This is a genomic window from Streptomyces sp. NPDC001020, assembly GCF_053599115.1.
The window spans coordinates 75,859-101,265 of record NZ_JBSFLQ010000001.1 but is presented as its reverse complement, the minus strand read 5'-3'; the positions used below and the strand labels follow the sequence as shown (position 1 = coordinate 101,265).

Genomic DNA, 25,407 nt, shown 5'->3' with positions numbered 1-25,407 from the left:
GCACAACGGCGACATCATCACCAGGAGGCATCAAGTGGTCGACGCGGATCAGACGTTCGTCATCGTGGGAGGAGGTCTGGCCGGCGCGAAGGCGGCCGAGACGCTCCGTACGGAGGGCTTCACCGGCCGCGTGATCTTGATCTGCGACGAACGCGACCGCCCCTATGAGCGGCCGCCCCTGTCCAAGGGTTATCTGCTCGGCAAGGAGGAGCGCGACAGCGTCTTCGTGCACGAGCCCGCCTGGTACGCGCGCAACGACGTCGAACTGCACCTCGGTCAGACCGTGGACGCCGTCGACCGTGCCGCGAAGACGGTCCGTTTCGGCGATGACGGGACGCTCGTCCACTACGACAAGCTGCTGTTCGCCACCGGCGCCGAGCCCCGGCGGCTGGACATCCCGGGCACGGACCTCGCGGGCGTCCACCATCTGCGCCGCCTCGCCCACGCCGAGCGCCTCAAGGGCGTCCTGGCCACGCTCGGCCGGGACAACGGCCACCTGGTGATCGCGGGCGCCGGCTGGATCGGCCTGGAGGTGGCGGCGGCGGCCCGCGTGTACGGCGCCGAGGTCACCGTCGTCGAGCCCGAGCCGACCCCGCTGCACGGGGTCCTGGGCCCCGAGCTGGGCAACCTCTTCGCCGAACTGCACCGCGAACACGGCGTCCGCTTCCACTTCGGGGTCCGGCTCACCGAGATCATCGGCCAGGACGGCATGGTGCTGGCCGCCCGCACCGACGACGGCGAGGAACATCCCGCGCACGGCGTGCTCGCCGCGATCGGCGCGGCGCCACGAGTGGCTCTCGCGGAGGCGGCCGGGCTGGAACTGGCCGACCGTGCGCACGGGGGCGGCATCGCGGTGGACACACGGCTGCGCACCTCCGACCCCGACATCTACGCCGCCGGTGACGTGGCGTCCTTCCCCCTGGAGCTGTTCGGCACCAGGCTGCGTGTGGAGCACTGGGCGAACGCGCTGAACGGCGGCCCGGCGGCGGCCCGGTCGATGCTCGGGCGGGAGCTGACGTACGACCGGGTGCCGTACTTCTTCTCGGACCAGTACGACATGGGGATGGAGTACTCGGGGTGGGCACCGCCCGGGTCGTACGACGAGGTGGTGATCCGGGGCGACGCCGGCAAACGGCACTTCATCGCGTTCTGGCTGAAGGAGGGGAGAGTGCTGGCCGGGATGAACGTGAATGTGTGGGACGTCACAGAGCGGATCCAGGCCCTGATCAAGGCGAGGACCGTGGTCGATCCGGAAGCGCTCGCGGACCCGGGGGTACCGCTGGAGACTCTGTCCGCCTAGGCGTCCGGCGGGGTGTCCGTGGGTCTGTCAGCACGGTCCCCCGCCTTCTTCCGGAGCGCGGCACGAGCCGCGTGCATGTCTGCGCTCCCCCGTAGAATCTCCTCGTGGCAGGACGGATCAACGACGAGGACGTGAAGGCGGTACGGGACGCGGTCCCGATCGACTCCGTCGTGTCCGAATACCTCCAGCTACGCAACGCGGGCGGCGGGAACCTGAAGGGGCTGTGCCCCTTCCACGACGAGAAGTCGCCGTCCTTCCAGGTCAGCCCGAGCAAGGGCCTGTTCCACTGCTTCGGCTGCCAAGAGGGCGGCGACACCATCACCTTCGTGATGAAGGTCGACCACCTCTCCTTCTCGGAGGCGGTCGAGCGCCTCGCCGCCCGCGCGGGCATCACGCTGCGGTACGAGGAAGGCGGGTACAACCCCACCCACCAGCGCGGCGAGCGCATCCGCCTGGTCGAGGCGCACCAGCTCGCCGCCCAGTGGTACGCCGAACAGCTGGGCAGCAGCCCCGAGGCCGACACCGGACGCAAATTCCTGGCCGAGCGCGGCTTCGACCAGGCCGCCGCCGTGCACTTCGGCGTCGGCTACAGCCCCCAGGGCTGGGACCACCTCACCCGCTATCTGCGCGGCAAGGGCTTCAGCGACAAGGAACTGCTGCTCTCCGGCCTCTCCCAGGAGGGCCGCCGAGGCCCCATCGACCGCTTCCGCGGCCGGCTGATGTGGCCGATCCGCGACATCGGCGGGGACGTGGTGGGCTTCGGCGCGCGCAAGCTGTACGAGGCGGACAACGGCCCGAAGTACCTGAACACCCCCGAAACGGCGATCTACAAGAAGTCGCAGGTCCTCTACGGCATCGACCTGGCCAAGAAGGAGATCGCGAAGGCGAGCCGCGCGGTCGTGGTCGAGGGCTACACCGACGTCATGGCCTGCCACCTCGCGGGTGTCACCACAGCCATCGCGACCTGCGGAACGGCCTTCGGCGGTGAACACATCAAGATCCTGCGGCGGCTGCTGATGGACAACGGCTCGGCGCGGGTGATCTTCACCTTCGACGGTGACGCGGCCGGCCAGAAGGCGGCCCTGCGTGCCTTCGAGGACGACCAGAAGTTCGCCGCCGAGACGTACATCGCGATCGCGCCGGACGGCATGGACCCCTGCGAGCTGCGCCTCGCCAAGGGTGACGAGAGCGTCGCCGACCTGGTCGTCCCCCGGACGCCGCTGTTCGAGTTCGCGCTGCGCCAGATCGTCGGCCGCTATGACCTCGAAACCCCCGCGGGCCGTGCCGCCGCGCTCGACGAGGCGGCTCCGGTCGTCGCCCGTATCAAGAACAGCGGCGCCCAGCACGAGGTCGCGGTGCAGCTCGCCGGCATGCTCGGCATCCTGGACACGCAGTTCGTGGTCAAGCGGGTGGCGCAGTTGGCCCGTTGGGCGCGTGAGCGGGGCGGCAGGGGTCCGGCGCCGAGCGGGCAGCGCCCGGCGCGGCCGTACGAGGCGACCCCGCGTCCGACCGTGACGGGCCCGGCGCTCAACCTCCGCAACCCGGTCTACGCGACCGAGCGCGAGCTGCTCAAACTCGCCCTCCAGCAGCCCGAGTTGGTCTCCCCGGCCTTCGACGCCTATGGCGTCGACGAGTTCACTGCGGCACCGTACGCGGCCGTCCGTGAGGCGATTTTGGAGTCGGGCGGGGCGGAGTACGGCGTACAGGACCCGCAGGAGTACCTGATCCGCGTCCGCGAGGCGGCCCCCGACGACACGGTCCGCGCCATGGTCACGGAACTCGCCGTCGAGGCGATCATGCGCCGGACGGTGGACGAGGCGTACGCGGGCACCGTGCTCGTCACGGTCCGCCGCCGCGCGGTCGAGCGCCGCGTCCGCGACGTCCAGAGCTCCCTGACCCGCCTGGGCTCCCACGGGGACCCGGCCCACCTGTCCGCGGTCCAGAACGAACTGTGGGTTCTGCAGCAGTACGACCAGGCCCTGCGGGAGAGGGGCGCGGCGGCGCTCTGAGCCCGAGCGCGCGAGCGGCTGTGCCTCCGGGACGACCTGAGTAACCGCGCGGTCACGGACCGGACTCAAAAAGTGGTCGCACGCCCCTCGTGGCGGCGATGTGTCGTACCCCACACTGGATTCCGGTTCCTGAGTCCTCGGAGCGCGGCCGACCCGCACACGGCGGGTCCGGCACCTCGCGGCTCCGCTCGATGACTTCGGGATGCCCGGCGGGCGGACCCGTCGGCCCCATCCCCGACGTACCGCTGTTGCATGCCTTGGCAGCGACATTCCTGGAGGTCGCCCCCGTGCAGACCCAGACCCTCACCCAGACCGACACCCGTACGGACGAGCCGGACGCGGAGACCGACGTCCTCCCGGCCATGCCGGCGCAGAGCAGGCTCGTGCACCATCCCGAGACGGAGCCGGAGCCGGAACCGCAGGGCCGGCCCACCGGCGCCGTGGAGACCGTCGAGGCCGGCGAGACGCCCGAGCCCGTCGACCCGTTCCGCGGCCACGCCGACACCGGCCCCTCCTCGGACCTGTTCCGTCAGTACCTGCGCGAGATCGGCCGCGTTCCCCTGCTCACAGCCGCCGAGGAGGTCGAACTCGCCCGCCGCGTCGAAGCCGGACTTTTCGCGGAGGAGAAGCTCGGCAACACCCCCGACCTGGACACCCGACTCGCCCTGGACCTCGACAGGCTGGTGGTCATGGGGCGGATGGCCAAGCGGCGGCTCATCGAGGCCAACCTGCGGCTCGTCGTCTCCGTCGCCAAGCGGTACGTCGGCCGCGGGCTGACCATGCTCGATCTGGTCCAGGAAGGGAACCTCGGTCTGATCAGGGCCGTCGAGAAGTTCGACTACGCCCGCGGGTACAAGTTCTCGACGTACGCGACCTGGTGGATTCGTCAGGCCATGTCGCGCGCCCTGGCCGACCAGGCCCGCACCATCCGCGTCCCGGTCCACGTCGTGGAGCTGATCAACCGCGTCGTCCGCGTCCAGCGCCGCATGCTCCAGGAACGCGGCTACGAGCCGACGCCGGAGGAGGTCGCCGCGCACCTGGGCCTGTCCGGCGAACGCGTCAGCGAGGTGCTGCGGCTCGCCCAGGAACCGGTCTCGCTGCACGCGCCCGTGGGGGAGGAGGACGACGTGGCCCTCGGTGACCTCATCGAGGACGGCGACGCCACGAGTCCGGTCGAGTCCGCTGCCTTCCTGCTGCTCAGGGAACACCTGGAGGCGGTCCTGTCCACCCTCGGCGAACGCGAGAGGAAGGTCGTACAGCTGCGGTACGGCCTCATGGACGGCCGCCCCCGCACTCTGGAGGAGATAGGCCGCCTCTTCGGCGTGACCCGCGAGCGGATCCGGCAGATCGAGTCGAAGACGCTGAACAAGCTGCGGGATCACACGTTCGCGGACCAGCTCAGGGGATACCTCGACTGACCGGGAGCCGCCCCACCGGGCGGCCCCCCAAGGCTCAGTCGACCTCCGCCACGGCCTGCGCGAACTGTGCCTTGTACAGCCGCGCGTACGCCCCGTCGGCCGTCAACAGCTCCTCGTGCGCGCCCTGTTCGACGATGGAACCGTTCTCCATCACGAGGATCGTGTCCGCGTCCCGGATCGTGGAGAGACGGTGCGCGATGACGAACGACGTCCGCCCGTGCGCGAGTTTGGCCATCGCCTTCTGGATGAGCACCTCGGTACGGGTGTCGACCGAACTCGTCGCCTCGTCCAGCACCAGGATCACCGGGTCGGACAGGAACGCCCGCGCGATGGTGATCAGTTGCTTCTCACCCGCGCTGACGCCCGTGCCCTCGTCGTCGATCACGGTGTCGTAGCCGTCCGGCAGCGTACGGATGAACCGGTCCGCGTGCGCGGCCCGCGCCGCCTCCTCGATCTCCCCGCGCGTGACCTCGCGCGCGGCACCGTAGGCGATGTTCTCCGCGATCGTGCCCCCGAACAGCCAGGTGTCCTGGAGTACCATCCCCACCCCGGCTCGCAGCTCGTCCCGGGACATCTTGGCGATGTCGACGCCGTCGAGCGTGATCCGGCCGCCGGTGACCTCGTAGAACCTCATCAGCAGGTTCACGAGCGTCGTCTTCCCCGCTCCGGTCGGGCCGACGATCGCGACCGTCCGCCCCGGCTCCACCTTCAACGACAGGTCCTCGATGAGCGGCTTGTCGGGGTCGTAGCGGAACGACACGTTCTCCAACGCGACGCGTCCGCGCAGCTCGTCGGGGCGCATCCCGGGCTCGGGGTCCGCCCCCTGCTCCTCCGCGTCCAGCAGTTCGAAGATCCGCTCCGCCGAGGCGACACCCGACTGTACGAGGTTCGCCATCGACGCGACCTGCGTCAGCGGCATCGAGAACTGCCGCGAGTACTGGATGAAGGCCTGCACGTCACCGATGGACAGCGAGCCGGAGGCGACCCTGAGACCGCCGACGACCGCGATCAGCACGTAGTTCAGGTTGGAGACGAACATCATCAGCGGCTGCATCACACCGCTGTTGAACTGCGCCTTGAAGCCTGCCTCGTACAGCTTCTCGTTGTGCTCGGCGAACTGCTGCGCCGACTCCTTCTGGCGCCCGAACACCTTCACCAGCGTGTGCCCGGTGTACATCTCCTCGATGTGCGCGTTCAGTTTGCCGGTGGTGCTCCACTGCTGCACGAAGTGCGGCTGCGAGCGTTTGCCGACCCGCGTGGCCACGAAGAAGGAGAGCGGCACGGTAACCAGCGCGACCAGCGCCAGCAGCCACGACACCCAGAACATCATCACCAGCACACCCACGACCGTCAGCAGTGAGTTGACGAGCTGGCCCAGCGACTGCTGGAGCGTCTGACCGATGTTGTCTATGTCGTTGGTCGCGCGGCTGAGCACCTCACCGCGCTGCCGCTGGTCGAAGTACGACAGGGGGAGCCGCGACAGCTTCCCCTGCACGGCCTCGCGCAGGCGGAAAACGGTCATGTTGATGGCCCGGTTGGAGAGCCGGGTGGCGACCGCCATCAGCAGGCCGGCGGCCAGGAACGTCACCAGCGCGAGCAGCAGGACGTTCCCCACGGCACCGAAGTCGATGCCCTTGCCCGGCGTGAAGTCCGTCCCGGAGAGCATGTCGGCGATGCCGCCCTCGCCCCGCTTCCGCATGGACTCCAGGACCTGCTCCTTGGACACCCCCGACGGCATCTGACGGCCGACGATCCCGGCGAAGACCAGGTCGGTCGCCCTGCCCAGGATCTTCGGTCCGACCACGGACAGGGCCACGCTCAGCACCACGCAGGCGAGCATCCCGTACATCGTGCCGCGTTCGGGCTTGAACTGGGCGAGGAGCCGTTTTCCGGACCCCTTGAAGTCCATCGAGCGCTGGTCGGGGCCCCCTCCGGCCATCATGCGTCCCATGGCCATCAGGCAGCCTCCGCTTCCGTGAGCTGGGAGAGCACGATCTCCCGGTAGGTCTCGTTGCTCGCCATCAGTTCCTGGTGGCGGCCGGCGCCGACGACCCGGCCCTCGTCCAGGACCAGAATCCGGTCGGCGTCCCGGATGGTCGACACACGCTGGGCGACGATCACCACGGTCGCCTCGGCGGTCTCCTGCCCCAGCGCCGAGCGCAGCGCCGCGTCGGTGGCGTAGTCGAGCGCGGAGAAGGAGTCGTCGAAGAGGTAGATCTCCGGGCGCTGCACCAGCGTGCGCGCGATGGCGAGCCGCTGCCGCTGGCCGCCGGAGACATTGGTGCCGCCCTGCGCGATGGGGGAGTCGAGGCCGTTCTCGAGCGCCTCGACGAACTCCTTGGCCTGCGCCACCTCCAGCGCGTGCCACAACTCCTCGTCGGTGGCGTCCGGGTTGCCGTACCGCAGATTGCTGGCGACCGTGCCCGCGAACAGGTACGGCTTCTGCGGGACGAGCCCGACCGCCTTCGCCAGCAGCCCGGGTTCGATCTCCTGGACGTTGACCCCGCCCACGAGCACCTCGCCCTCGGTGACGTCGAAGAGTCGGGGGATCAGCCCGAGCAGGGTCGACTTGCCACTGCCGGTGGACCCGATGACGGCCGTGGTCTCGCCGGGCCGCGCCACCAGGTCGATGGCCTTGAGTACCGGCTCCTCGGCCCCCGGATAGCCGAACCCGCCACCACGGATCTCCAGATGCCCGTGCCGCCGCAGTTCGACGACGGGCGCGGTGGGCGGCACGACGCTCGTCTCGGTGCCGAGCACTTCCTGGACGCGCTCGGCGCACACTTCCGCGCGCGGCACCATCATGAACATGAAGGTGGCCATCATCACGGACATCACGATCTGCATGAGGTAGGCGAGGAAGGCGGTCAGATCGCCGATCTGCATACCGCCGCTGTCGATGCGGTGCGCGCCGAACCAGACCACGGCGATCGACGAGAGGTTCACCACGGTCATCACCAGGGGGAACATCAGCGCCAGGGTGCGGCCGGTGCCGAGGGAGACCTCGGTGAGCTCGGTGTTCGCGCCCTTGAAGCGGTCCTTCTCGTAGCCGTCCCGGACGAAGGCGCGAATGACGCGGTTGCCGGAGATCTGCTCGCGCAGCACCCGGTTCACCGTGTCGAGACGGGTCTGCATGCTGCGGAACAGCGGCCGCAACCTGCGCACGATCAGCGTCACGCAGATGCCGAGCACCGGGACCACCGCGACCAGGACACCGGACAGCGGGACGTCCAGGCCGAGCGCCAGAACGATGCCGCCCACACACATGATCGGGGCCGACACCATCAGGGTGAACGTCATCAGGACGAGCATCTGGATCTGCTGCACGTCGTTCGTGGTCCGGGTGATCAACGACGGCGCACCGAAGTGACCCACCTCACGGGAGGAGAAGGACTGCACGCGGTCGAAGACGGCGGCCCGCATGTCCCGGCCGAGCGCCGACGCCGTACGGGCGCCGTAGTAGACGGCGCCCATGTTGCAGACCACCTGGCCCAGCGAGACACCGATCATCAGGCCGCCGAAGCTCAGGATGTACCCCGTGTCCCCCTTCACCACACCGTTGTCGATGATGTCCGCGTTGAGGGTGGGCAGATAGAGCGTGGCGCAGGTCTGCAGGAACTGCAGCAGCACCAGCAGAGTTATGGGTTTCTTGTACGGGCCCAGATGGGCCCTCAGAAGTCGTATGAGCACGCGAGATCTCTCGGAGTCGTCGGCGGTCGCGGGGCGGTCGGTGATGCACCACCCCCTATCGTCGAACACTCCACCGGCGTTACCTCAACCGATTAACCCAACAGTAGGGCGGGTATTGAGTCAGATTCAGCCGTGCGACGTAGGCCTGTGAATGTGACAGGCCCCCACCAGGCGCTCACACGCATGTACGACGACGCATGAGACGCACGTCACAGACGTTCCGGTCGTGCGACACAGTGGCGCCCTATTGCTGGAACGCCCCCGGATGCGTCTGCTCGCGTACCGACACGTACTGCCGGCGTACGGCCTGGCCCACCGCCAGATCCTCGCCCGGCTCCAGGACCTGCGCGACCGCGCCCTGCCAGGCGGGCGGGGTGTGCGGGTCGAGGGTGCCCTGGGAGGCGCCGAGCGCCCAGGCCGCCTGCCGGGCCGCGCCGATCGCCGCGTAGTCGGCGGGCTGTGGCACCACGACCTGTACGCCGAACAGCGCCGGTGCCGCCGCCTGCACGGCGGGCAGCTCCGCCGCGGCACCCAGCAGGAAGATCCGCCGTACGTCGACCCCGCGGCCGCGCAGCACGTCCAGCGCGTCCGCGAGCCCGCACAACATGCCCTCGAACGCGGCCCGCGCCAGGTGCTCGGGCTTCATCGACTCGCGCCGCAGTCCCGTCAGAGTGCCCGCGGTGTGCGGCAGGCTGGGGGTCCGCTCGCCCTCCAGGTACGGGAGCATGACGAGCCCGTGCGAGCCGGGCGTCGACTTCATCGCCAGGTCGGACAGCGACTCCAGATCGGGAACGCCGAGCAGTTCGGCGGTGCCGCGCAGGGCGCGCACGGCGTTGAGCGTGGTCACCACCGGCAGATGCATGCCCGTCGCGTCCGCGAGCGAGGTGATCATCCCGGTCGAGTCGACGAGCGCCTCGGGGTGCACCGCCATCACCGACCCGGAGGCGCCGAGCGAGACGACCGCGTCGCCGAGCCCGATGCCCAGGCCCAGGGCGGCGGCCATGGTCTCGCCGGTGCCCGCGGAGATCAGCAGCCCCTCCGGCGTCGTACCCGCCACCTCGGACGGGCCGAGCACCTCGGGCACCATGGCCGAGTGGCCGAGCGCCAGCTCGACCAGGTCGGTGCGATAGGTGCCGGTCGCGGCCGACCAGTACCCGGTCCCCGAGGCGCCGCCGCGATCGGTGGTCCTTCTCGCGGGCCGCCCCAGCAGTTGCCAGACGAGCCAGTCGTGGGCCTGCATCAGCACGGCGGTGCGCCGCACGTTGTCGGGTTCGGTTCTGGCGAGCCAGCGCAGCTTGGTCACGGGCTGCGCGGCCTGCGGTACACAGCCGACGGCCTCGGCCCAGGCCTGCCGTCCACCGAGGGCGTCGATGAGGTCCGCCGCTGCCACCTGCGCCCGCCGGTCGCCGCCGACCAGCGCGGGCCGTACGGTGGCGCCCTGGGTGTCGAGCGGGACGAGGGCGTTCTGCTGTGCGGAGACGCCGATGGCCTGCACGCCCTCCAGGAGGCCGCCGGCGGCCGCCTCTCCCAGGGACCGCAGCCATGCCTGCGGGTCGACGTCGGAGGGACGGCCCCCTCCCTCGGGGCGCTCCACCGGATGTGGCGCATAACCCTGCCTGAGCACGGCCCCCGTGTCCGTGTCGCAGACGACGATACGAGTGAAATCGGGCGAACTGTCCAACCCGGCGACTATCCCCATGGCGGAAATTCTGCCGTACCGGCGGGGGTGTGCGTGCCGCGCCGGTACGGCAGCCAGGGAGCTTGTGGGGCGCGCGCCCGCTGTCTCGCCGGGCGGTCAGGTGGTGCTCGTGCCCCAGTCGTCCTCGCCGCTTCCCTTGGCGCGTCGTTCGCGCAGGGAGCGCACCCGGGCGGCGACCGATTCGGGCACACAGGCCTTGTCGCTCACCGCGTGGAAGGCCCGGCCCGCGTACTGGCGCCCCTGCTGGGCGGCCGACTCGGCGGTGTTGCGCACCGCGGGATTCTGCGCGACCTGGCGGGCGGACTTCTTGAGCTGTTCGTATCGCTCGCGCCCGGCCCGGGTGCCCAGTACGTAACCGAGAGCCAGCCCGGCGAAGAACGTGAGCCGATAGCGCATGGCGGTCACCCTTCCCTTGTGTCTGCGTCGTTCCCTGCGTGAGCGTCGATCGCAGGGGATACCGATTGGCGGAGCACCCCCCTGCTTGCGCTAATGTATGTGTCGCAGCGAGCGAGCGCCCCCTGGCGGATACCCAGGGAGGTACGTTCGATGCGAACGAGGCATTCCTCCGTAGCTCAATTGGCAGAGCAGCCGGCTGTTAACCGGCAGGTTACTGGTTCGAGTCCAGTCGGGGGAGCTCGGTCCTCCGTAGCTCAATTGGCAGAGCAGCCGGCTGTTAACCGGCAGGTTACTGGTTCGAGTCCAGTCGGGGGAGCATGTTGGAAGGGGACCCCGCAGGGGTCCTTTTTCATGTCCGCAGGAACCGCCGCCCGCGCGGCGGAGTCCTCAAGGTCATGTGAAGCCGACCATGCGAAGCAGGAGATCGTATGAGCGGCTATGCTGCGGCAGACGGCGCGCACACTTGTACGCGACGCGCCGTACGGGGCGGTAGCTCAGCCGGTTAGAGCAGCGGACTCATAATCCGTCGGCCGTGGGTTCGAGTCCCACCCGCCCCACCGCAGGGTTCTCCCTGGAGAACTGTTTCTATCTGCGCAGACGTGAGAACGGGGGCCGCCACTCCACAGTGGCGGCCCCCGTTCAGCCGTTCGGACCAAGATCCAGGGCAAACGCAGAGGGCCCGGACGGCATCGGTCCGGGCCCAGTCAGCGCGGGCGCTCGTACAGCCAGTCGGCCTTGACGGCGTCCAGGATCCACTTCGCTGTTGCCGACCTTGCGTGGACCCGAACCGCGGAGGAAGTCGATCCGCTACTCGAACTCAATGTGACGGTGCGGCAGTTGAAGTCCCCGGGTGCGCGTCTTCGGCTCAGTGCGAGGCGAGGAGCTCAAGGGTGTCGACCACGCGGTTGGAGAAGCCCCACTCGTTGTCGTACCAGGCGACCACCTTGATGTGGCGACCGTCGACGCGGGTGAGCTTCGAGTCGAAGATCGACGAGGCCGGGTTTCCGGTGATGTCGGAGGACACGAGCTCGTCCTCCGAGTACTCGAGGATGCCGGCGAGGGGGCCCTCGGCCGCGGCACGGTAGGCCGCCAGCACGTCGTCGCGCGTCACATCGCGGGCGACGCTCGTGTTGAGCTCGACGATCGAGCCCACCGGGACCGGGACGCGGATCGAGTCGCCCGACAGCCTGCCGTCGAGATTCGGCAGCACACGCCCGATCGCCTTGGCCGCGCCCGTCGTGGTCGGGGCGATGTTGACGGCGGCGGCGCGGGCGCGGCGGGCGTCCCGGTGCGGGCCGTCCTGGAGGTTCTGCTCCTGCGTGTAGGCGTGCACCGTCGTCATGAAGCCGTGCTCGATGCCGGCGAGGTCGTCGAGGACCGCGGCGAGCGGGGCCAGCGCGTTGGTCGTGCACGACGCGTTCGAAACGATCGTGTGCGTGGCCGGATCGTAGACGTCGGTGTTGACGCCGTACGCGAGCGTGACATCGGCGCCGTCCGACGGGGCACCGACGAGCACCTTCTTCGCACCCGCGTCGAGGTGGCCGCGTGCGGCCTTCGCCGAGGTGAAGCGGCCGGTCGCCTCCAGCACGACGTCGACGCCGAGTTCGCCCCAGGGCAGCCGCGCCGGCTCCCGCTCGGCGAGCACCTTGATGCGGCGGCCGTCGACGACGAGGTCGTCCCCGTCGACGGTCACCGGGCGGCCGAGCCGGCCCGCCGTGCTGTCGAAGGCGAGCAGCCGCGCGAGGGCCGTGGGATCGGTCAGGTCGTTGACGGCGACGACTTCGAGGGCGCTGTCGCGTTCGAGCAGGGCGCGCAGCACATTGCGCCCGATGCGACCGAATCCGTTGATGGCGATGCGAGTCATGAGTGGTGTCCGTCCCTTCGGTTCCCTGCGAGATTCGCACGCACCCTGTGCCCCCACCAGTGGCGTGATCGCCAGCATCCGCAAGGATCGTGCCAAGGGACGGGCGCGCTATGTCCCGCGGGTGAAGGTGCGCCGGTACTCGATCGGCGAGGTGCCGAGGATGCGCTGGAAGTGGCGCCGCAGATTGGCGCTGGTGCCGAGACCGACCTCGGCGGCGATCTGCTCGACGCTGCGTTCTGATCGTTCGAGCAGCTCACGGGCCATGTCGACGCGGGCTCGCATCAACCATTGCATCGGCGTGTATCCGGTCTCCGTGACGAAACGACGGGAGAACGTGCGCGTCGAGACCGCCGCGTGCTGGGCGAGCAGCTCCAGGGTGAGTGGCTCGTCGAGCCGGCGCAGGGCCCACTCGCGGGTGGCGGTGAACCGCTCCCCGCGTGGCTCGGGAACGCTGCGCGGCACGTACTGCGCCTGGCCTCCGCTGCGGTAGGGGGCCGCGACCAGGCGCCGGGCGGCGTGGTTCGACGCGGCCACCCCGAGCTCGCCGCGCAGGATGTGCAGGCACAGGTCGATGCCCGAGGCCGCGCCCGCCGACGTCAGGACGTCGCCCTCGTCGACGAACAGGACGTTCTCGTCGACCCTCACCCGGGGATGCTTCACCGCCAGTGCCTGTGTGTAGTGCCAGTGAGTCGTGGCGCGCTTGCCGTCGAGCAGGCCGGTGGCGGCAAGCGCGAAGGCGCCCGTCGAGATGGCGGCGAGCCGCGCGCCCCGGTCGTGGGCGGCGGTCAGGGCGTCGAGGACGGCCTGGGGCGGGTCCTCGCGGTCCGGGAAGCGGTAGCCGGGGACGAACACGAGATCGGCCCACTCCAGGGCGTCGAGACCGTGCTCGACGGCGTAGGACAGGCCGTCTTGGCCACTGACCAGGCCGGGTGCCGCGCCGCACACCCGTACCTCGTACGGCATGCTGGCGCGGGTCGTGAACACCTGCGCGGGAATGCCGACATCGAGTGGCTTGGCTCCGGCCAGCACCAGGACGGCGACGCGGTGCAGGCGCAGGACCCCGGAGGGATGCATGCTCGGCTCTCTTCTACCTGAGCCTTGTCGAGCTCGGATGGTCTGGGACATCAGCGGTGACAGGGCGTTCACACAGGAGCACCCCACTACGGGGAACGGGCGCGGACTGCGTGAACCTCTCCCCCGATTTTGGACCCGTGCCGCGCCGCACCGCCAACTCCCCCCTTCGACGCACCGTCCGTGAGTATCCAGGCGACCGACGCCGTCCCCGGCCGCGACGTGCCGTCAGGCCGCGATCGGGTCGAGCGTCAGTGGCCGGATCTTGCCCTCCAGCATGGCGCCCACGCCCTGGACGGCACAGATGTCCGGCCGCTCGGCGATGTGTACGGGCATCCCGGTCGCCTGGCGCAGCATCTGATCGAGCCCCGGCAGCAGCGCGCTGCCGCCGACCATCATGATCCCGCGATCGGCGAGATCGGCCACCAGGTCGGGCGGGCAGTCCCGCAGCACCTTGCCGATGCCGTCGAGCACGGCCGTCAGCGGGGTCTGGATGGCCACCCGTACGGCGGCGGTGTCGATCCGGACGGACCGTGCGAGCCCGGTCGCCACGTCCCGTCCCTGGATCTCGGTGGAGGAGGGGCCGTGCGGGGTGAGCCCGTTACCGGACAGGGCGATCTGCAGGGGCCGTACCGACTGGCTCGGCAGCAGCAACGCGTGTTCGTGCCGCAGGTGTTGCACGATCGCGCGGTCGACGGCCTCGCCGCCCACCGGAATCCGTTCGGCGGTCACGATGTTCCCCAGCGACAACACGGCGATCTGGGTGGCCGCGGCCCCGCACACCATGATCATGGAGGCCTCGGGCTGCTCGACCGGCAGCCCGCACCCCACGGCGGCGGCGACGAGCGTGTCGACCAGCTCGACCCTTTTGGCCCCCAGCCCGACGAGGGTCTCGATGGCGGCACGCTGGGCCAGCGGATCCGCGTCGTGCGGGGTGCAGGCGGCGGCCCTCAGCCGGGGCTTGCGGCGCAGGGCGCGACGCAGCTTCTCGCCGAGCAGATGGCGCAGCATCCGCTGGGCCATGTCGATGTCGACGACGGTGCCGCCGGAAACGGGCCGTACGACACGGATGTAGGCGGGCGTGCGCCCCGTCATCTGTTCCGCCAGCTCACCGACGGCTATCAGCGCGCCTGTCCGGGTGTTCACGGCAGCGGCGCTGGGTTGGTCCACCACCAGCCCGGCTCCCTTGACGTACACACGGGTCCTGGCCGCCCCGAGGTCCACGGCGAAGTGGCAGCGGCGCAACTGGTCAAGGCTGACGGTCATGGCGGTACCTCCCGAGAACGGACCGCAGGCGGCCGCCGCGCGGCCGCCTCTTCTTACGCATCGTGCTAGGGAGAGAGGGGTCGCGCCCTTCGGGGTGGGCCGGGCGGAGTACGGCCGAACAGGGGAAGGCGTCGACGATGCCGGATGGGGTGATTGACTGTCCGCCTTCAGAGGGACTGAGCGGCCTGTAGAAGGAGAGGGGAGGCTGGAGACCGAGAGTGTGCGCGGGTCGGGGGGGCCGCGGGGCCTGCGTGGCGCTCGAGACGCCCTCCACGACGATCAGGGCCCCGTCCTCGGTCCTGAACGCCACCAACTCGTCCTGTTGCGGCCCGCTTTCCCACTGTGTGCCTTGGCGAACTCCACTGTGAAGGACAGCGCTTGGGGGTGTCGCGGATTCGGGGGACGGCATCGGCGGCCCGGTGGCGGGAACCCGCCACTGCGCTTTCCCGTCACGAACGACCAACTCCCTTGCGACACAAGCGCCCTGACACTCTTCGGAGCATTCGACGAAGAGAGGGCATGGATGTCCACAGCACCAGTCAGACGCGGGATGACCCTGCTGTCCGCCGGGCTCTTGCTCGCGCTGTTGCCACCAGGGAACGCCGGCGCGGCGAGCAGTTCACCGGCCCCCGCGCGCACCGCCACCGCCGCCCATACCGTCACGCTTGTGACGGGTGACAAGGTGACCGTCACCGACCTCGGAGGCGGGAAGAAGACCGTCTCCGTGGAGCGGCCCCGAGGAGCCACCGGAGCAGTACGGACCGACGTCGCGAACGGGGACGTCACCGTCGTACCGGATGAGGCCCTGCCGTATCTGCGGGCCGGCACGCTCGACCGGCGGCTGTTCGACGTCAGCACCCTGATCCGGCAGGGGCTCAGTGACGCGAAGGCCGACACGCTGCCGCTGATCGTGACCTACGGCAAGGGCACGCGGCAGGCGGCGCTCCGAGGTGCCGCGCGGACCCGTTCGCTGCCGAGCATCGACGGCGCCGCCCTCGACGCCACCAAGGGGCGCACCTTCTGGCGGGCCCTCACCGGACAGCGCGGCATCGGCAAGGTCTGGCTCGACGGCCGGGTCAAGGCCGACATGGCGGAGAGCAACCAGCAGATCGGCACGAAGTCCGCGTGGGACGCCGGCTTCACCGGCAAGGGCGTCACCGTCGCCGTCCTCGACACCGGAGCGGACACCGGACACCCGGACCTGGCGGGGCGCGTCTCCCAGACCAAGAGTTTCATCGACGGGCAGGAGGTCGCCGACCGCAACGGGCACGGCACGCACGTCACCTCCACCGTCGGCGGCAGCGGCGCCGCCTCCGACGGCACCGAGCGCGGCGTGGCGCCCGACACCACTCTTGCCGTCGGCAAGGTGCTCAGCGACCAGGGCACGGGCAGCGAGTCGCAGATCATCGCCGGTATGGAGTGGGCCGCACGCGACGTACACGCGAGGATCATCTCCATGAGCCTCGGGTCGAGCGAGGCCAGCGACGGCACCGACCCCATGGCCGAGGCCGTCAACACCCTCTCCAAGGAGACCGGCGCCCTCTTCGTCATCGCGGCCGGGAACACCGGCGCTCCCTCCTCCATAGGCTCGCCCGGCGCCGCCGACTCCGCGCTGACCGTCGGCGCCGTCGACTCCGCCGACCAGGCCGCCTACTTCACCAGCGCCGGACCCCGGTACGGGGACAACGCGCTCAAGCCCGACATCTCCGCGCCCGGGGTCGACATCCTCGCCGCGCGCTCCCAACTCGTCAGCGGCAGCGGCTACTACACGCGGATGAGCGGTACGTCGATGGCGACCCCGCACGTAGCCGGTGTCGCCGCCCTGCTCGCCGAGGAGCACCCCGACTGGACCGGCGCACGGCTCAAGGACGCGCTGATGTCCAGCTCGAAGCAGGTCGACGACTCGGCCTACACGTTGGGTACGGGCCGGGTGAGCGTTTCGGACGCCGTCACGGCGCAGGTCACCGCCACCGGCAGCGCCGACCTCGGCTTCTACGGCTGGCCGTACGACGCGAACAAGCCGGTCACCCGCACCGTCACCTACAGCAACTCCTCGGACAAGTCAGTTGAGCTGAACCTGGGTGTGCAGGGCGCACCCGACGGGGTCGCCACGCTCGCCGACTCCACGCTCACCGTGCCCGCGCACGGCACCGCGTCCACCACCGTCACCGGCGACGGTTCCAAGGCGCCGGTCGGGAACCTCTCCGGGCAGATCATCGCCTCCGAGCACGGCACTCCCGTCGCCCACACCGCGTTCGGGCTGGTCAAGGAGGACGAGCGGTACACGCTCACCGTGCACGTCAAGGACCGGGACGGCAGCTCCACCCCCGCCGACCTCGTCGTGCAGCAGCTCGCGAAGGGCACCGACCCGTTCCCCGCCCGCGTCGGCGACTCCGGCACCCTCGAGCTGCGGCTCAAGCCGGGCAATTACAGCCTGGCCTCCTTCCTCGACGTGCGCGGCAGCCATGGCGCCGACTCGCTCGGGCTCGGCTTCCTCGCCGCACCCGAGATCGCCCTCGACCGGGACCGCGAGGTCACCCTGGACGGCCGGCGGCTGAGGGAGATCAGCGCCGATGTCCACCGGACCACCCAGACCCGGCAGTTGCTGATGGAGTACGACCGCAACGCGGGCGGCTCCGACTACTTCGGCGGGGTCCAGGTGCCGGTGAAGTACGACAGCATCTTCGCCGCACCCACCGAGAAGGTCACCCAGGGCAGCTTCGAGTACCGCACCGTGTGGCGGCTGGGCAAGCCTCTGCTGGAGGTCAAGGGCCTCGGTGAGGCGGTCTCACAGCCCGGCGCCACACTGATCGAGGGACGCACCCGGCTGCCGCTCGTCGACGTCGGGGACGGTCCGTTCCCGGCGGACGTGCGCGGCAAGGCCGTCCTGGCGCGCCTGACCGACGGCACCGAACCCACCGACCTCGCGCAGGCCGCCCAGGACGCCGGCGTCAAGGCCCTGTTCGTCACCGACGACACCCCCGGACGCCTCAACGCATGGTGGGGCACTGACGACGGCGCGGACCGGCCGCTGCAGATCGCCACCGTGAACGCGGCGGACGCGGCCCGGCTGCGCAAGGCCGGGCAGGTCGACATGACGGGGACCCGCAACACCCCGTATGTGTACGACCTGTCGCAGGGACACCAGGGAGCCGTCCCCGACAAGGACCTCACCTACGCCCCCGGCCCGCGCGAACTCGCCGTGCTGGACACGAAGTTCCACGCCGTGAAGCCGGTGAGCGGCAGCGAGTTCCGGTACTCGCTCACCGACGACGCCTTCCCCATCGGCATCGGCTTCCAGGAGTGGATCGACTACCCGGCCGAGCGGACCGACTATGTGTCGACCGGGCCCGGTCAGCTGTGGCACGAGTCCGTGAACGCCGGTACCGGCACCCTGGAGGAACGAAGCGGCCGGGTCCGCTACCAGGGCGGAGAGCATTCCACGCTGAACTGGTTCAAGCCCGTCTGGCACCCCTGGCTCGGCACCGGCCTCGGCTGGGGACAGCAGCGCACCGGGAACGCGATGCGGTTCAACACGCCCGGCTGGGGCGACTCCGGGCCCGACCACACCGGCTTCGGTGATGTGTGGAGCGCCGACAGCGGCATGACCCAGGTCACCGCCGTGTACCAGGACGGCACGCTCGTCGACCGGGGCACCGGTTCCGCCGCGTATGCGTGGGACGCGCCCGCCGACGAGCACACCTACAAGGTCGTCACCGACACCACGCTGGACGCGGACCGCTGGAAGCTCTCCACCAAGGGCCACTCCGAGTGGACCTTCCGCTCCTCGGCGACCCCGACCGACCGTACGACCTTCCTGCCGCTGCTCAACCTCGCCTACGACGTCGACACCGACCTCTCGGGCGACGTCCGCGGCGGCCGGGTGCCGGTCGGGATCTCCGCCTCGTACGTCGTGGGCGCGCCCGGCACCGGCACGATCGGCGGCGCGAAGCTCCAGGTGTCCTACGACGACGGTGCCTCCTGGCAGTCGGTCCCGCTCACCGGCGGCACGGCAGCCTCCTGGAAGGCGACGCTGACCGTGCCACGCGACGCGCAGTACGTCTCCCTGCGCGCCTCGGCGAGCGACGACCGCGGCGGATCCGTCACCCAGGAGATCATCCGGGCGGTGGGGGTGAAGAAGTAGCCTCCCCGCCGACGATGCCCCGTACGACCCCCAGGGCCACCAGGTCCTGGGGGCGTACGCGGAGCTGGTCCGCCGTCTCCCGCACCTGGCCGGCCGGTCGCTTGAGGATAGCGGCGGCGAGCTCCGGTGCGATCACGGAGAAGTAACTGTCCGGTGTGGCCCAGGTGTTGCCGGGTGCGGCCAGGGCGAGCGCCCCGCCGGACCCGCCCTCGCCCACGACCAGCGTGGTCAGCGGCGTACGGGCGGCGGCGACCGCGGCGAACAGGTCCGCGAGCGCCGCCCCCAGGCCCTGCCGTTCGGCGTCCGCGTCGTTGGCCGCGCCCGGCGTGTCCACCAGCGTCAGCACGGGAACGGACAGGCGGTCCGCCAGCCGGATCAGCCGGGTGGCCGTGCGGTATCCGGCAGGGCGGGTCGCGGTGCCGGTCTGGGCGGCGTACGCGATCGTACGGCCCTCGTGGGTGCCGAAGCCGCACAGCATGCCGTCCGCGTCGGTGCCGCAGCAGCGGTCGCCGCCGAGCGCGGCCCGGCGGGTGAAGTACGCGTCCAGGTAGGCCCGCGCGCGAGGGCGCCCCGGATCGCGGGCGCGCCGCACGGCGTCCCAGCCGGTCGCCGGGAGGTCCGCCGGTCCCAGCGCCCCGGGCACGGGCGCGGGTTCGACCGACGGGACCGTGAGCAGTCCCAGCCACCGGCCCACCGCCTCCCGCAGTTCCTCGGGCGGTACGACCGCGTCGACCGCGCCCGCCGCCAGTTGGGCCTCCGCGGTGTATGCCGCCGGGTCCGCGTCCGGCGGGCGTACCCGGGAGCCGGCGAAGCCCACCTGGGCGCCCGGCAGGGCCAGTACCACGTCGGCGCCCGCGCCCAGCGTGGCCCAGCCGCCGCCGGTCGTCGGGTCGCGCACCACCGCGAGCTGTGGCAGGCCCGCCGCGCGGGTGAGTGCCGACTGGCGGGCCACGCGCTGCAGTTGGGTCAGCGCGAGCATGCCCTCCTGCATACGGCTGCCGCCCGTCGCGACCAGCGAGACGACCGGCAGCCGGTGGTCACGGGCGTAGGCGTGCGCCGACTCCAGCCGGTCGCCGGTGCGCTGTCCGAGCGAACCGCCGAGGAAGCCGAACTCGAACGCGATCAGCACGGCCGGCGTGTCGCCGACGGTCGCTCGGCCCCAGACGACGGACTCCTCCTCGCCGGTCCGTGTGGCGGCGCGGGCGCGCGAGGCGTCGTAGCCGGCCCACCGCAGCGGCCCGTCGAGCCCGGACTCCCGTGCCGGGGTGGCGAGTTCGACGAAGTCGTCGGTGACCAGGGCGAGGGCCGCGCGGGCCGGAAGACCGTCAGCCATCGCGCAGCGCCCGCTTCATGATCTTCCCCATGTCGTTGCGGGGGAGCGCGTCGAGGTGGCGCACGACACGCGGCCGCTTGTGCGGGGCGAGCCGCCGGGCCACATGGTCGGCGAGTTCCTCCGTACCGGGAGGCGCGGCCGGGTCGGTGGGGACGACCCAGGCGACGATCCGCTCGCCCAGGTCGTCGTCGGGCTCCCCGGTGACGGCGGCCTCCCGCACCCCCGGGTGTTCCAGCAGCGCGTTCTCGATCTCGCCCGCCCCGATCTTGTACCCGCCGCTCTTGATGAGGTCGGTGGCCTTGCGGCCCACGATGCGTACGTATCCGTCGGCCTCGCGGACTGCCATGTCGCCCGTGCGGAACCAGCCGTCGGCGGTGAAGGCACCGGCGGTGGCGTCGGGACGGTTGAGATACCCGGTGAACAGGTTCGGGCCACGGACCTGGATCTCGCCGACCGTCTCCCCGTCGTACGCGGTGATCGGCGAGCCGTCGTCCTCGACGAGCCGCAGCTCGACCCCGGGCAGCGGCACGCCCACGGTTCCCGGGCGAGGCTCACCGTCGGCGCGCACGCTCGTGTTCATCAGCGTCTCTGTCATCCCGTACCGTTCGATGACCCGGCGGCCGGTCGCGGCGGCGATCCGCTCATGGTCGTGCACCGGCAGCGCGGCTGACCCGGAGACCAGCAGCCGGGCCCCGGCCAGCGCCTTGGCCAGTTCCGGGTCGGTGGGAAGAGCCTCGGCGACGCGGTGGTACATCGTGGGCACGCCGAACAGCATGGTCGCCCCCTCGCCCAGCTCGCGTGCCACCCCGCCCGTGCTGAACCGCCCGAGGTGCCGCACGGATCCGCCGCGCCGGAGCGGGCCGAGGACGCCGAGGACCAGCCCGTGCACATGGAACAGCGGCAGGCCGTGTACGAGGACGTCGTCCCCGGTCCACTGCCAGGCGTCCGCGAGCGCGTCGAGCGTGGTGGCGACGGCGCGGCGGGGAAGCACCGCGCCCTTGGGCGGGCCGGTGGTCCCGGAGGTGTAGACGACGAGAGCGGGGTCCTCGTCGTCCACCTCGGCCGGAGCGAACGCCGCCGCACCGCGCACGTCTACCTCGACACGCTCCAACTCCCGTACCGGCGAGGGAAGCTCCTCGCCGGGGGCGGCCAGCACCAGCGACGGTGCGCTGTCCGACAGGATGTGTCCCAGCTCGCCCTCCCCGGACTTCGGGTTGAGCGGCACGAAGGGCACGCCGGCGGTCAGCGCGGCCACCGCCGCGACCGCGGTCTCCAGGGAGGGCGTGGCCCACACGGCCACCCTGCCCGCGCCCTCGATCCGCCCGGCGAGCGCACCGGCGGCCGCGGCGAGCTCCTCGTACGTCAGAGCCCGCTCACCGAACCGCAGGGCGAGCCGGCGCGCGGCTCCGGGATCGGACAGGGCCGGAAAGAGGGAGGGCACGCGGGGACTCCTTGCGTCGAAGCGGACGTACGGACTCAAGGACCGTTCCTCCACCGGAGCGAGCGAAACCCGCCCGGCGTGGGCACGAACACCTTGTTCCGTCCGGGCGCGGCCCGCGGCCGTCGAGGCGATGCTCACGGCCGTCGAGGCGATGCTCACGGCCGCACGACGACGCCCGTCCGCTGCAACAGCCCCCAGGTGAACTCCGCCGCGCACGCGTGCCGGGCGCCCGACGCGTCCCGGGCGGTGAAGGCCAGGCCCCAACCGGTGGGGGCTGTGCCTTCCAGGGGGCGGGCCGGGGCGAAGGCGCGGGCCACCTCGTCGACCGTGCAGCACCAAGGCGTCAGGTCCTCCAGGGTCTCCAGCGTGGGACCGGGCGCGCCCGGTGCCCGCACCAGCCACTCGTTCCACACCACGCCGTTCGGCGCCACCAGGACCTCGAAGCGCAGGTCGGGCCAGAGCGGGACCGGCCACAGCAGAGCGTCGCAGACCAGGTCGCCGATCCGGCGGGGTGCCGTCGACTCCGGCTCGCCGAGGACCGAGCGGTACCTCGAGGCGGCGGAGCGGGCGCGGGGGGCGTGCAGCATGGCCTGCCAGCGGCGGTTCGCCTCGCGCATGCCGGCGATCGAGACACCCAGCTCACGGCGGGCGTCCTCGACGAGGTCCGGATTGTGGTCGGCCATGCGGCGCAGCAGGACCAACTGGAAGTCGAGGGGCGTGAACGGGCCGGCAGGGCGTTTCGCGGACGGCATGCGATCCATCCTCGCGCACGGCACAGGCCCTAACGGACCCAGCCGGGGGAGTGCACCCGTGTCACGGGCACTCCGCCCGCCGCCCGGCCGAGCAGTGTCAGCTCGACCCTGCCCGGACCCGACGGAGTGGTCCCGTCGGCCAGGACCGCAAGCGCGAGCGTGTTGGGCCCCCGGGTGTCGAGCACCCCGTTCGGCAGGACGAAGGTGTGCTGTGGGCCGACGTCGTTGATGTACTGGCCCATGTTCCAGCCGTTGAGGAAGATCTGCACCCGGTAGGCGCGGGCCGGGTCGTCGGTGAGGGTCAGCCCGATCGACGCGTCCGTGCCGGGATCGACGGCCGGCCGGAAGACCGTCCGGTACCAGACCACGCCCTGCCCTCGGTCGGCGCGCGGGAGTGTGGCGGGCTGCCAGCCGTCGTCCGCGAACCCGGGCAGATGCCAGCCGTGGCGCTCCCCGTGGAGGCCGCCGTTGTTGAGCGGACCGCGCACGGGATCGGGGGCCGTCCCGCCCTGGATCCGCCAGCGCACCGCGGGCGACGCCCCGTCGAAGGCGACGGAGGCCAGCCCCCGCCCCGCCTTGTGCGCGTCGTTGGCCTGCAGGTCCTCGTCGTGCTGCATACGGCGGACGAGCACGGACAGGACGTGGGCGCCGGGCGTCCGGACCTCGATGGGGAATGTCGCCGTCGCCGACCACGTCCCCTGCCGGACCGTCTTGCGGTCCGGCACGGGCATCCGGTGCGTGCCAAGCGGTCTGCCGTCCAGCCACGCCATCAACAGCCCCTGGGTGCCCGTGACGTAGGCGAGGGAGACCGACCTCGCGCCTACCGCGCCCTCGAAGCGGCCCCGGTACCAGACGTCCCCGTAGTGGAATCCGTAGTCGTCGGCGAAGAGGACAGGCCCTCCCGCGGGCAGGGCAGTCGTGCTGAACGAGGAGGTGCGGTCGGCCTCCCGCCACGCCGAGTCGTCGAAGCCGGGAGCCGACTCGGGGTTCTCGGCCTTCCGGCGCCACCCGGTCAGCTCGGGCAGCCGGACCGGTCCCGCGCCCGGCAGCCGCCGTGCGGCACGCAGGCTTCCGGAGGCGGTGGCGCGCGTGCGCACCGGACGCCCGTTCCAGACGATCTCGGTCACCCCGCGCGGCGCCCACACCTCCAGGTCGGCCTTGTCGACCGTGTCGCCGGTGAGGTAGGCGGTCGTGCCGCGCAGCACGGCGGTGCGCAGCAGAGCGGGCCCGTACACCAGGACCGGACCCGACGGAGTGTTGTGGCGCCACAGCCGTGCGGACGTCTCGTCGTCCGCGAGCAGGAGCAGCAGCGGCCGTGACACGCCCGCGCCTCGCACCGACAGCCGAGTGAGCCCGCCGAGGGCGGCGTCCACGCGCAGCGCGCCGCGCTCGTACGTGTACCGGGCCTTCCCCTCGAGCACGGTGACGGCCGGTTCGCTCGCGCACTCCAGAACGGTCCGCGTCGCCTCCGCCGAGCGGCCGGTGAGCACCGCGATGTCCTGGCGCCCGGCGGTCAGTCGCAGCATGGGCTGGGCGGTGGAGTACCGCAGCGTCCGCCGCCCGAGGGAGAGCCCCGTGGCCAGCAACCTGGCGTCCCGGCCGGGTACGGGCACGGGGACCGTCGTCCCGGCGAGTGGAACGGTGGCGACGGCCTCGGTGGATGTGTCGTTGCGCAGCACGTGGACGTGCGCCCCGGTGTCCGGGTTGGCGAGGTGGTAGGCCCTGACCCCCGGGACGCCGGTGTCGATGTCCTCCGCCCGGTCCAGCTTGGCCAGGTCGGGCACGCTCTGCAGCAGGTACCCGATCTGGTGCAGGGGGACCAGTTTGGCGGTCGGCCGGCGGCCCTCGTCGAGGCCGGCCCCGTAGTCGTACGACGTGTAGACGACCGGCGCGGGCAGCCAGCCCCACGATGTGCCGCCGAAGGCCATGTAGATGTTGTGGGCCGTGATGCCGTTGGCGAGGTTGGTCAGGTAGAAGCGCCGCTCGTACGCCGCGTCCCGGGTGCGGCGCGACTGTGCGTACCCCTTTCCGTCGAACTCGACGCCGCCCCACGGATCGAACCAGCCGCCCCCGAACTCGGCGAGGAAGCCGGGGGTTTCGGGGCTGGCGGTCGATCCGCCCTTCGGTCCGCCGGTGCCGAAGTATCCCCAGTCCGGTGGCGTCTTCGACGGCGACGGGTAGCCGTCGAAGCCGTACAGCCAACGCCCGCGTTCACCACCGGTGTCGAACGAGCCGGGCACCCAGTAGCCGTTCCTGCCCTTGTCATTGTGGAAGAGCGGCACGTCGACGCCGTCGGCACGGACCTTCCGGTACAGATGGGCCATGTAGGCGTGGCCGGTGGCCTCGGTGACATGGTTCGCGTACTCGTTCTCCAACTGGTAGAGGACGACCGTGCCGGTGCCCCTGGTGTACAGGTGGCGCACCGCGATCCGGTTCACGGCGGTCAGCCACTCATCCACGTACGACAGATAGGTGGGGTCGGCGGTACGGGCCGTGCCGTGCGTGGCGGTCAGCCAGCCGGGGAAGCCGCCCGCGTCGACCTCCGCGTTGATGTACGGGCCCGGCCGCAGGATCACATACAGCCCCGTCTCGGCGGCGGTGCGCAGGAACAGGTCCAGGTCCCGGACGCCCGTGAAGTCGTACGAGCCCGGGGCGGGGGAGTGGTAGTTCCAGGAGACGTAGACGCTGACCGTGTTGTAGCCGTGGGCGCGCAGTTTCTGCAGGACGTCCCGCCACAGCGACGGGCTCGGCAGCCGGAACGGGTGCACCTCGCCGGACCACAGCACGACCCGCCGACCGTCGACGATCAGCGAGTACCGGTCGAAGCCCACCGTGTGCGCCCGCCCGTCCGTGCCAGCCGGGCCGGGGGCCGGTCCGGTCGATGCGGTTACGGCGGCCGCCCCGTTGTGTCCGGTGAGCGAGAGGCCGAGCGCGGCGGTGCCGGCGATCGCGCTGAAGGTACGTCTGCTCAACACCAAGGGAGTCTCCTCAGGGGCGCGGGTGCCGTCATTGTCCACACCGCGC

Annotated in this window: 15 protein-coding genes and 3 tRNA genes; 7 read left to right on the top strand and 11 right to left on the bottom strand. The window is 71.1% G+C overall.

Going from position 1 to position 25,407, the window contains the following annotated elements:
• Positions 1–34 precede the first annotated feature (34 nt).
• From ACWDEX_RS00485 to ACWDEX_RS00475, 3 genes are all read left to right on the top strand, one after another.
• Positions 35–1,300 carry an NAD(P)/FAD-dependent oxidoreductase gene (locus tag ACWDEX_RS00485; RefSeq protein ID WP_450460882.1) on the top strand — a complete coding sequence of 422 codons (1,266 nt, stop codon included), beginning with the start codon at positions 35–37 and terminating at the stop codon, positions 1,298–1,300.
• A 104-nt stretch (positions 1,301–1,404) separates the two neighbouring features.
• On the top strand, positions 1,405–3,309 hold the full coding sequence (dnaG, locus tag ACWDEX_RS00480) for a DNA primase (RefSeq protein ID WP_450460881.1): 1,905 nt from the start codon (positions 1,405–1,407) through the stop codon (positions 3,307–3,309).
• Positions 3,310–3,407: 98 nt separating this feature from the next.
• Positions 3,408–4,727 (top strand): RNA polymerase sigma factor, encoded by a 1,320-nt coding sequence (locus tag ACWDEX_RS00475; RefSeq protein ID WP_450460880.1) that lies wholly within the window; start codon positions 3,408–3,410, stop codon positions 4,725–4,727.
• 34 nt (positions 4,728–4,761) lie between these two features.
• On the opposite strand, the gene ACWDEX_RS00470 is transcribed toward ACWDEX_RS00475, so the two are convergent.
• From ACWDEX_RS00470 to ACWDEX_RS00455, 4 genes are all read right to left on the bottom strand, one after another.
• Positions 4,762–6,678 (bottom strand): ABC transporter ATP-binding protein, encoded by a 1,917-nt coding sequence (locus tag ACWDEX_RS00470; RefSeq protein ID WP_450461103.1) that lies wholly within the window; start codon positions 6,676–6,678, stop codon positions 4,762–4,764.
• Positions 6,679–6,683: 5 nt separating this feature from the next.
• Positions 6,684–8,417 (bottom strand): ABC transporter ATP-binding protein, encoded by a 1,734-nt coding sequence (locus ACWDEX_RS00465; RefSeq protein ID WP_450460879.1) that lies wholly within the window; start codon positions 8,415–8,417, stop codon positions 6,684–6,686.
• A 244-nt stretch (positions 8,418–8,661) separates the two neighbouring features.
• Entirely contained in the window at positions 8,662–10,116 is a 1,455-nt protein-coding gene (locus tag ACWDEX_RS00460; RefSeq protein WP_450460878.1) for an FGGY family carbohydrate kinase, read from the bottom strand.
• A gap of 96 nt (positions 10,117–10,212) precedes the next feature.
• A complete protein-coding gene (locus tag ACWDEX_RS00455; RefSeq protein WP_450460877.1) occupies positions 10,213–10,512 on the bottom strand; it encodes a YtxH domain-containing protein in 300 nt (99 codons plus the stop codon).
• 165 nt (positions 10,513–10,677) lie between these two features.
• Between ACWDEX_RS00455 and ACWDEX_RS00450 the strand changes: the two genes are divergently transcribed.
• The 3 genes from ACWDEX_RS00450 (at position 10,678) to ACWDEX_RS00440 (ending at position 11,069) form a co-directional block, all read left to right on the top strand.
• A tRNA-Asn gene (locus ACWDEX_RS00450) sits at positions 10,678–10,750 on the top strand.
• 5 nt (positions 10,751–10,755) lie between these two features.
• A tRNA-Asn gene (locus tag ACWDEX_RS00445) sits at positions 10,756–10,828 on the top strand.
• A 167-nt stretch (positions 10,829–10,995) separates the two neighbouring features.
• Positions 10,996–11,069 (top strand) — tRNA-Ile (locus ACWDEX_RS00440).
• A gap of 308 nt (positions 11,070–11,377) precedes the next feature.
• On the opposite strand, the gene gap is transcribed toward ACWDEX_RS00440, so the two are convergent.
• The 3 genes from gap to ACWDEX_RS00425 form a co-directional block, all read right to left on the bottom strand.
• A complete protein-coding gene (gene gap / locus ACWDEX_RS00435) occupies positions 11,378–12,376 on the bottom strand; it encodes a type I glyceraldehyde-3-phosphate dehydrogenase (RefSeq protein ID WP_450460876.1) in 999 nt (332 codons plus the stop codon).
• A 108-nt stretch (positions 12,377–12,484) separates the two neighbouring features.
• The gene (locus ACWDEX_RS00430; protein WP_450460875.1) at positions 12,485–13,450 is read right to left on the bottom strand and encodes a GlxA family transcriptional regulator; all 966 of its coding nucleotides are present in this window, start codon (positions 13,448–13,450) and stop codon (positions 12,485–12,487) included.
• Between the two features lie 225 nt (positions 13,451–13,675).
• Positions 13,676–14,713, bottom strand: a complete 1,038-nt coding sequence (locus tag ACWDEX_RS00425) for a rod shape-determining protein (RefSeq protein ID WP_450460874.1) — start codon at positions 14,711–14,713, stop codon at positions 13,676–13,678.
• A gap of 523 nt (positions 14,714–15,236) precedes the next feature.
• On the opposite strand from ACWDEX_RS00425, the gene ACWDEX_RS00420 reads away from it, so the two are divergent.
• Entirely contained in the window at positions 15,237–18,857 is a 3,621-nt protein-coding gene (locus tag ACWDEX_RS00420) for a S8 family serine peptidase (protein ID WP_450460873.1), read from the top strand.
• Here the strand turns inward: ACWDEX_RS00420 and ACWDEX_RS00415 are convergent.
• The 4 genes from ACWDEX_RS00415 to ACWDEX_RS00400 form a co-directional block, all read right to left on the bottom strand.
• Entirely contained in the window at positions 18,829–20,190 is a 1,362-nt protein-coding gene (locus tag ACWDEX_RS00415; RefSeq protein WP_450460872.1) for a carboxyl transferase domain-containing protein, read from the bottom strand. The genes ACWDEX_RS00420 and ACWDEX_RS00415 overlap by 29 nt on opposite strands.
• Positions 20,183–21,631 carry an acyl-CoA synthetase gene (locus tag ACWDEX_RS00410; protein WP_450460871.1) on the bottom strand — a complete coding sequence of 483 codons (1,449 nt, stop codon included), beginning with the start codon at positions 21,629–21,631 and terminating at the stop codon, positions 20,183–20,185. Before ACWDEX_RS00410 ends, ACWDEX_RS00415 begins: the two co-directional genes overlap by 8 nt.
• A 155-nt stretch (positions 21,632–21,786) precedes the next feature.
• Complete coding sequence (locus ACWDEX_RS00405; protein ID WP_450460870.1) at positions 21,787–22,392, bottom strand: hypothetical protein; 606 nt, start codon at positions 22,390–22,392, stop codon at positions 21,787–21,789.
• Between the two features lie 20 nt (positions 22,393–22,412).
• A complete protein-coding gene (locus tag ACWDEX_RS00400) occupies positions 22,413–25,361 on the bottom strand; it encodes a glycoside hydrolase family 35 protein (protein WP_450460869.1) in 2,949 nt (982 codons plus the stop codon).
• Positions 25,362–25,407 lie beyond the last annotated feature (46 nt).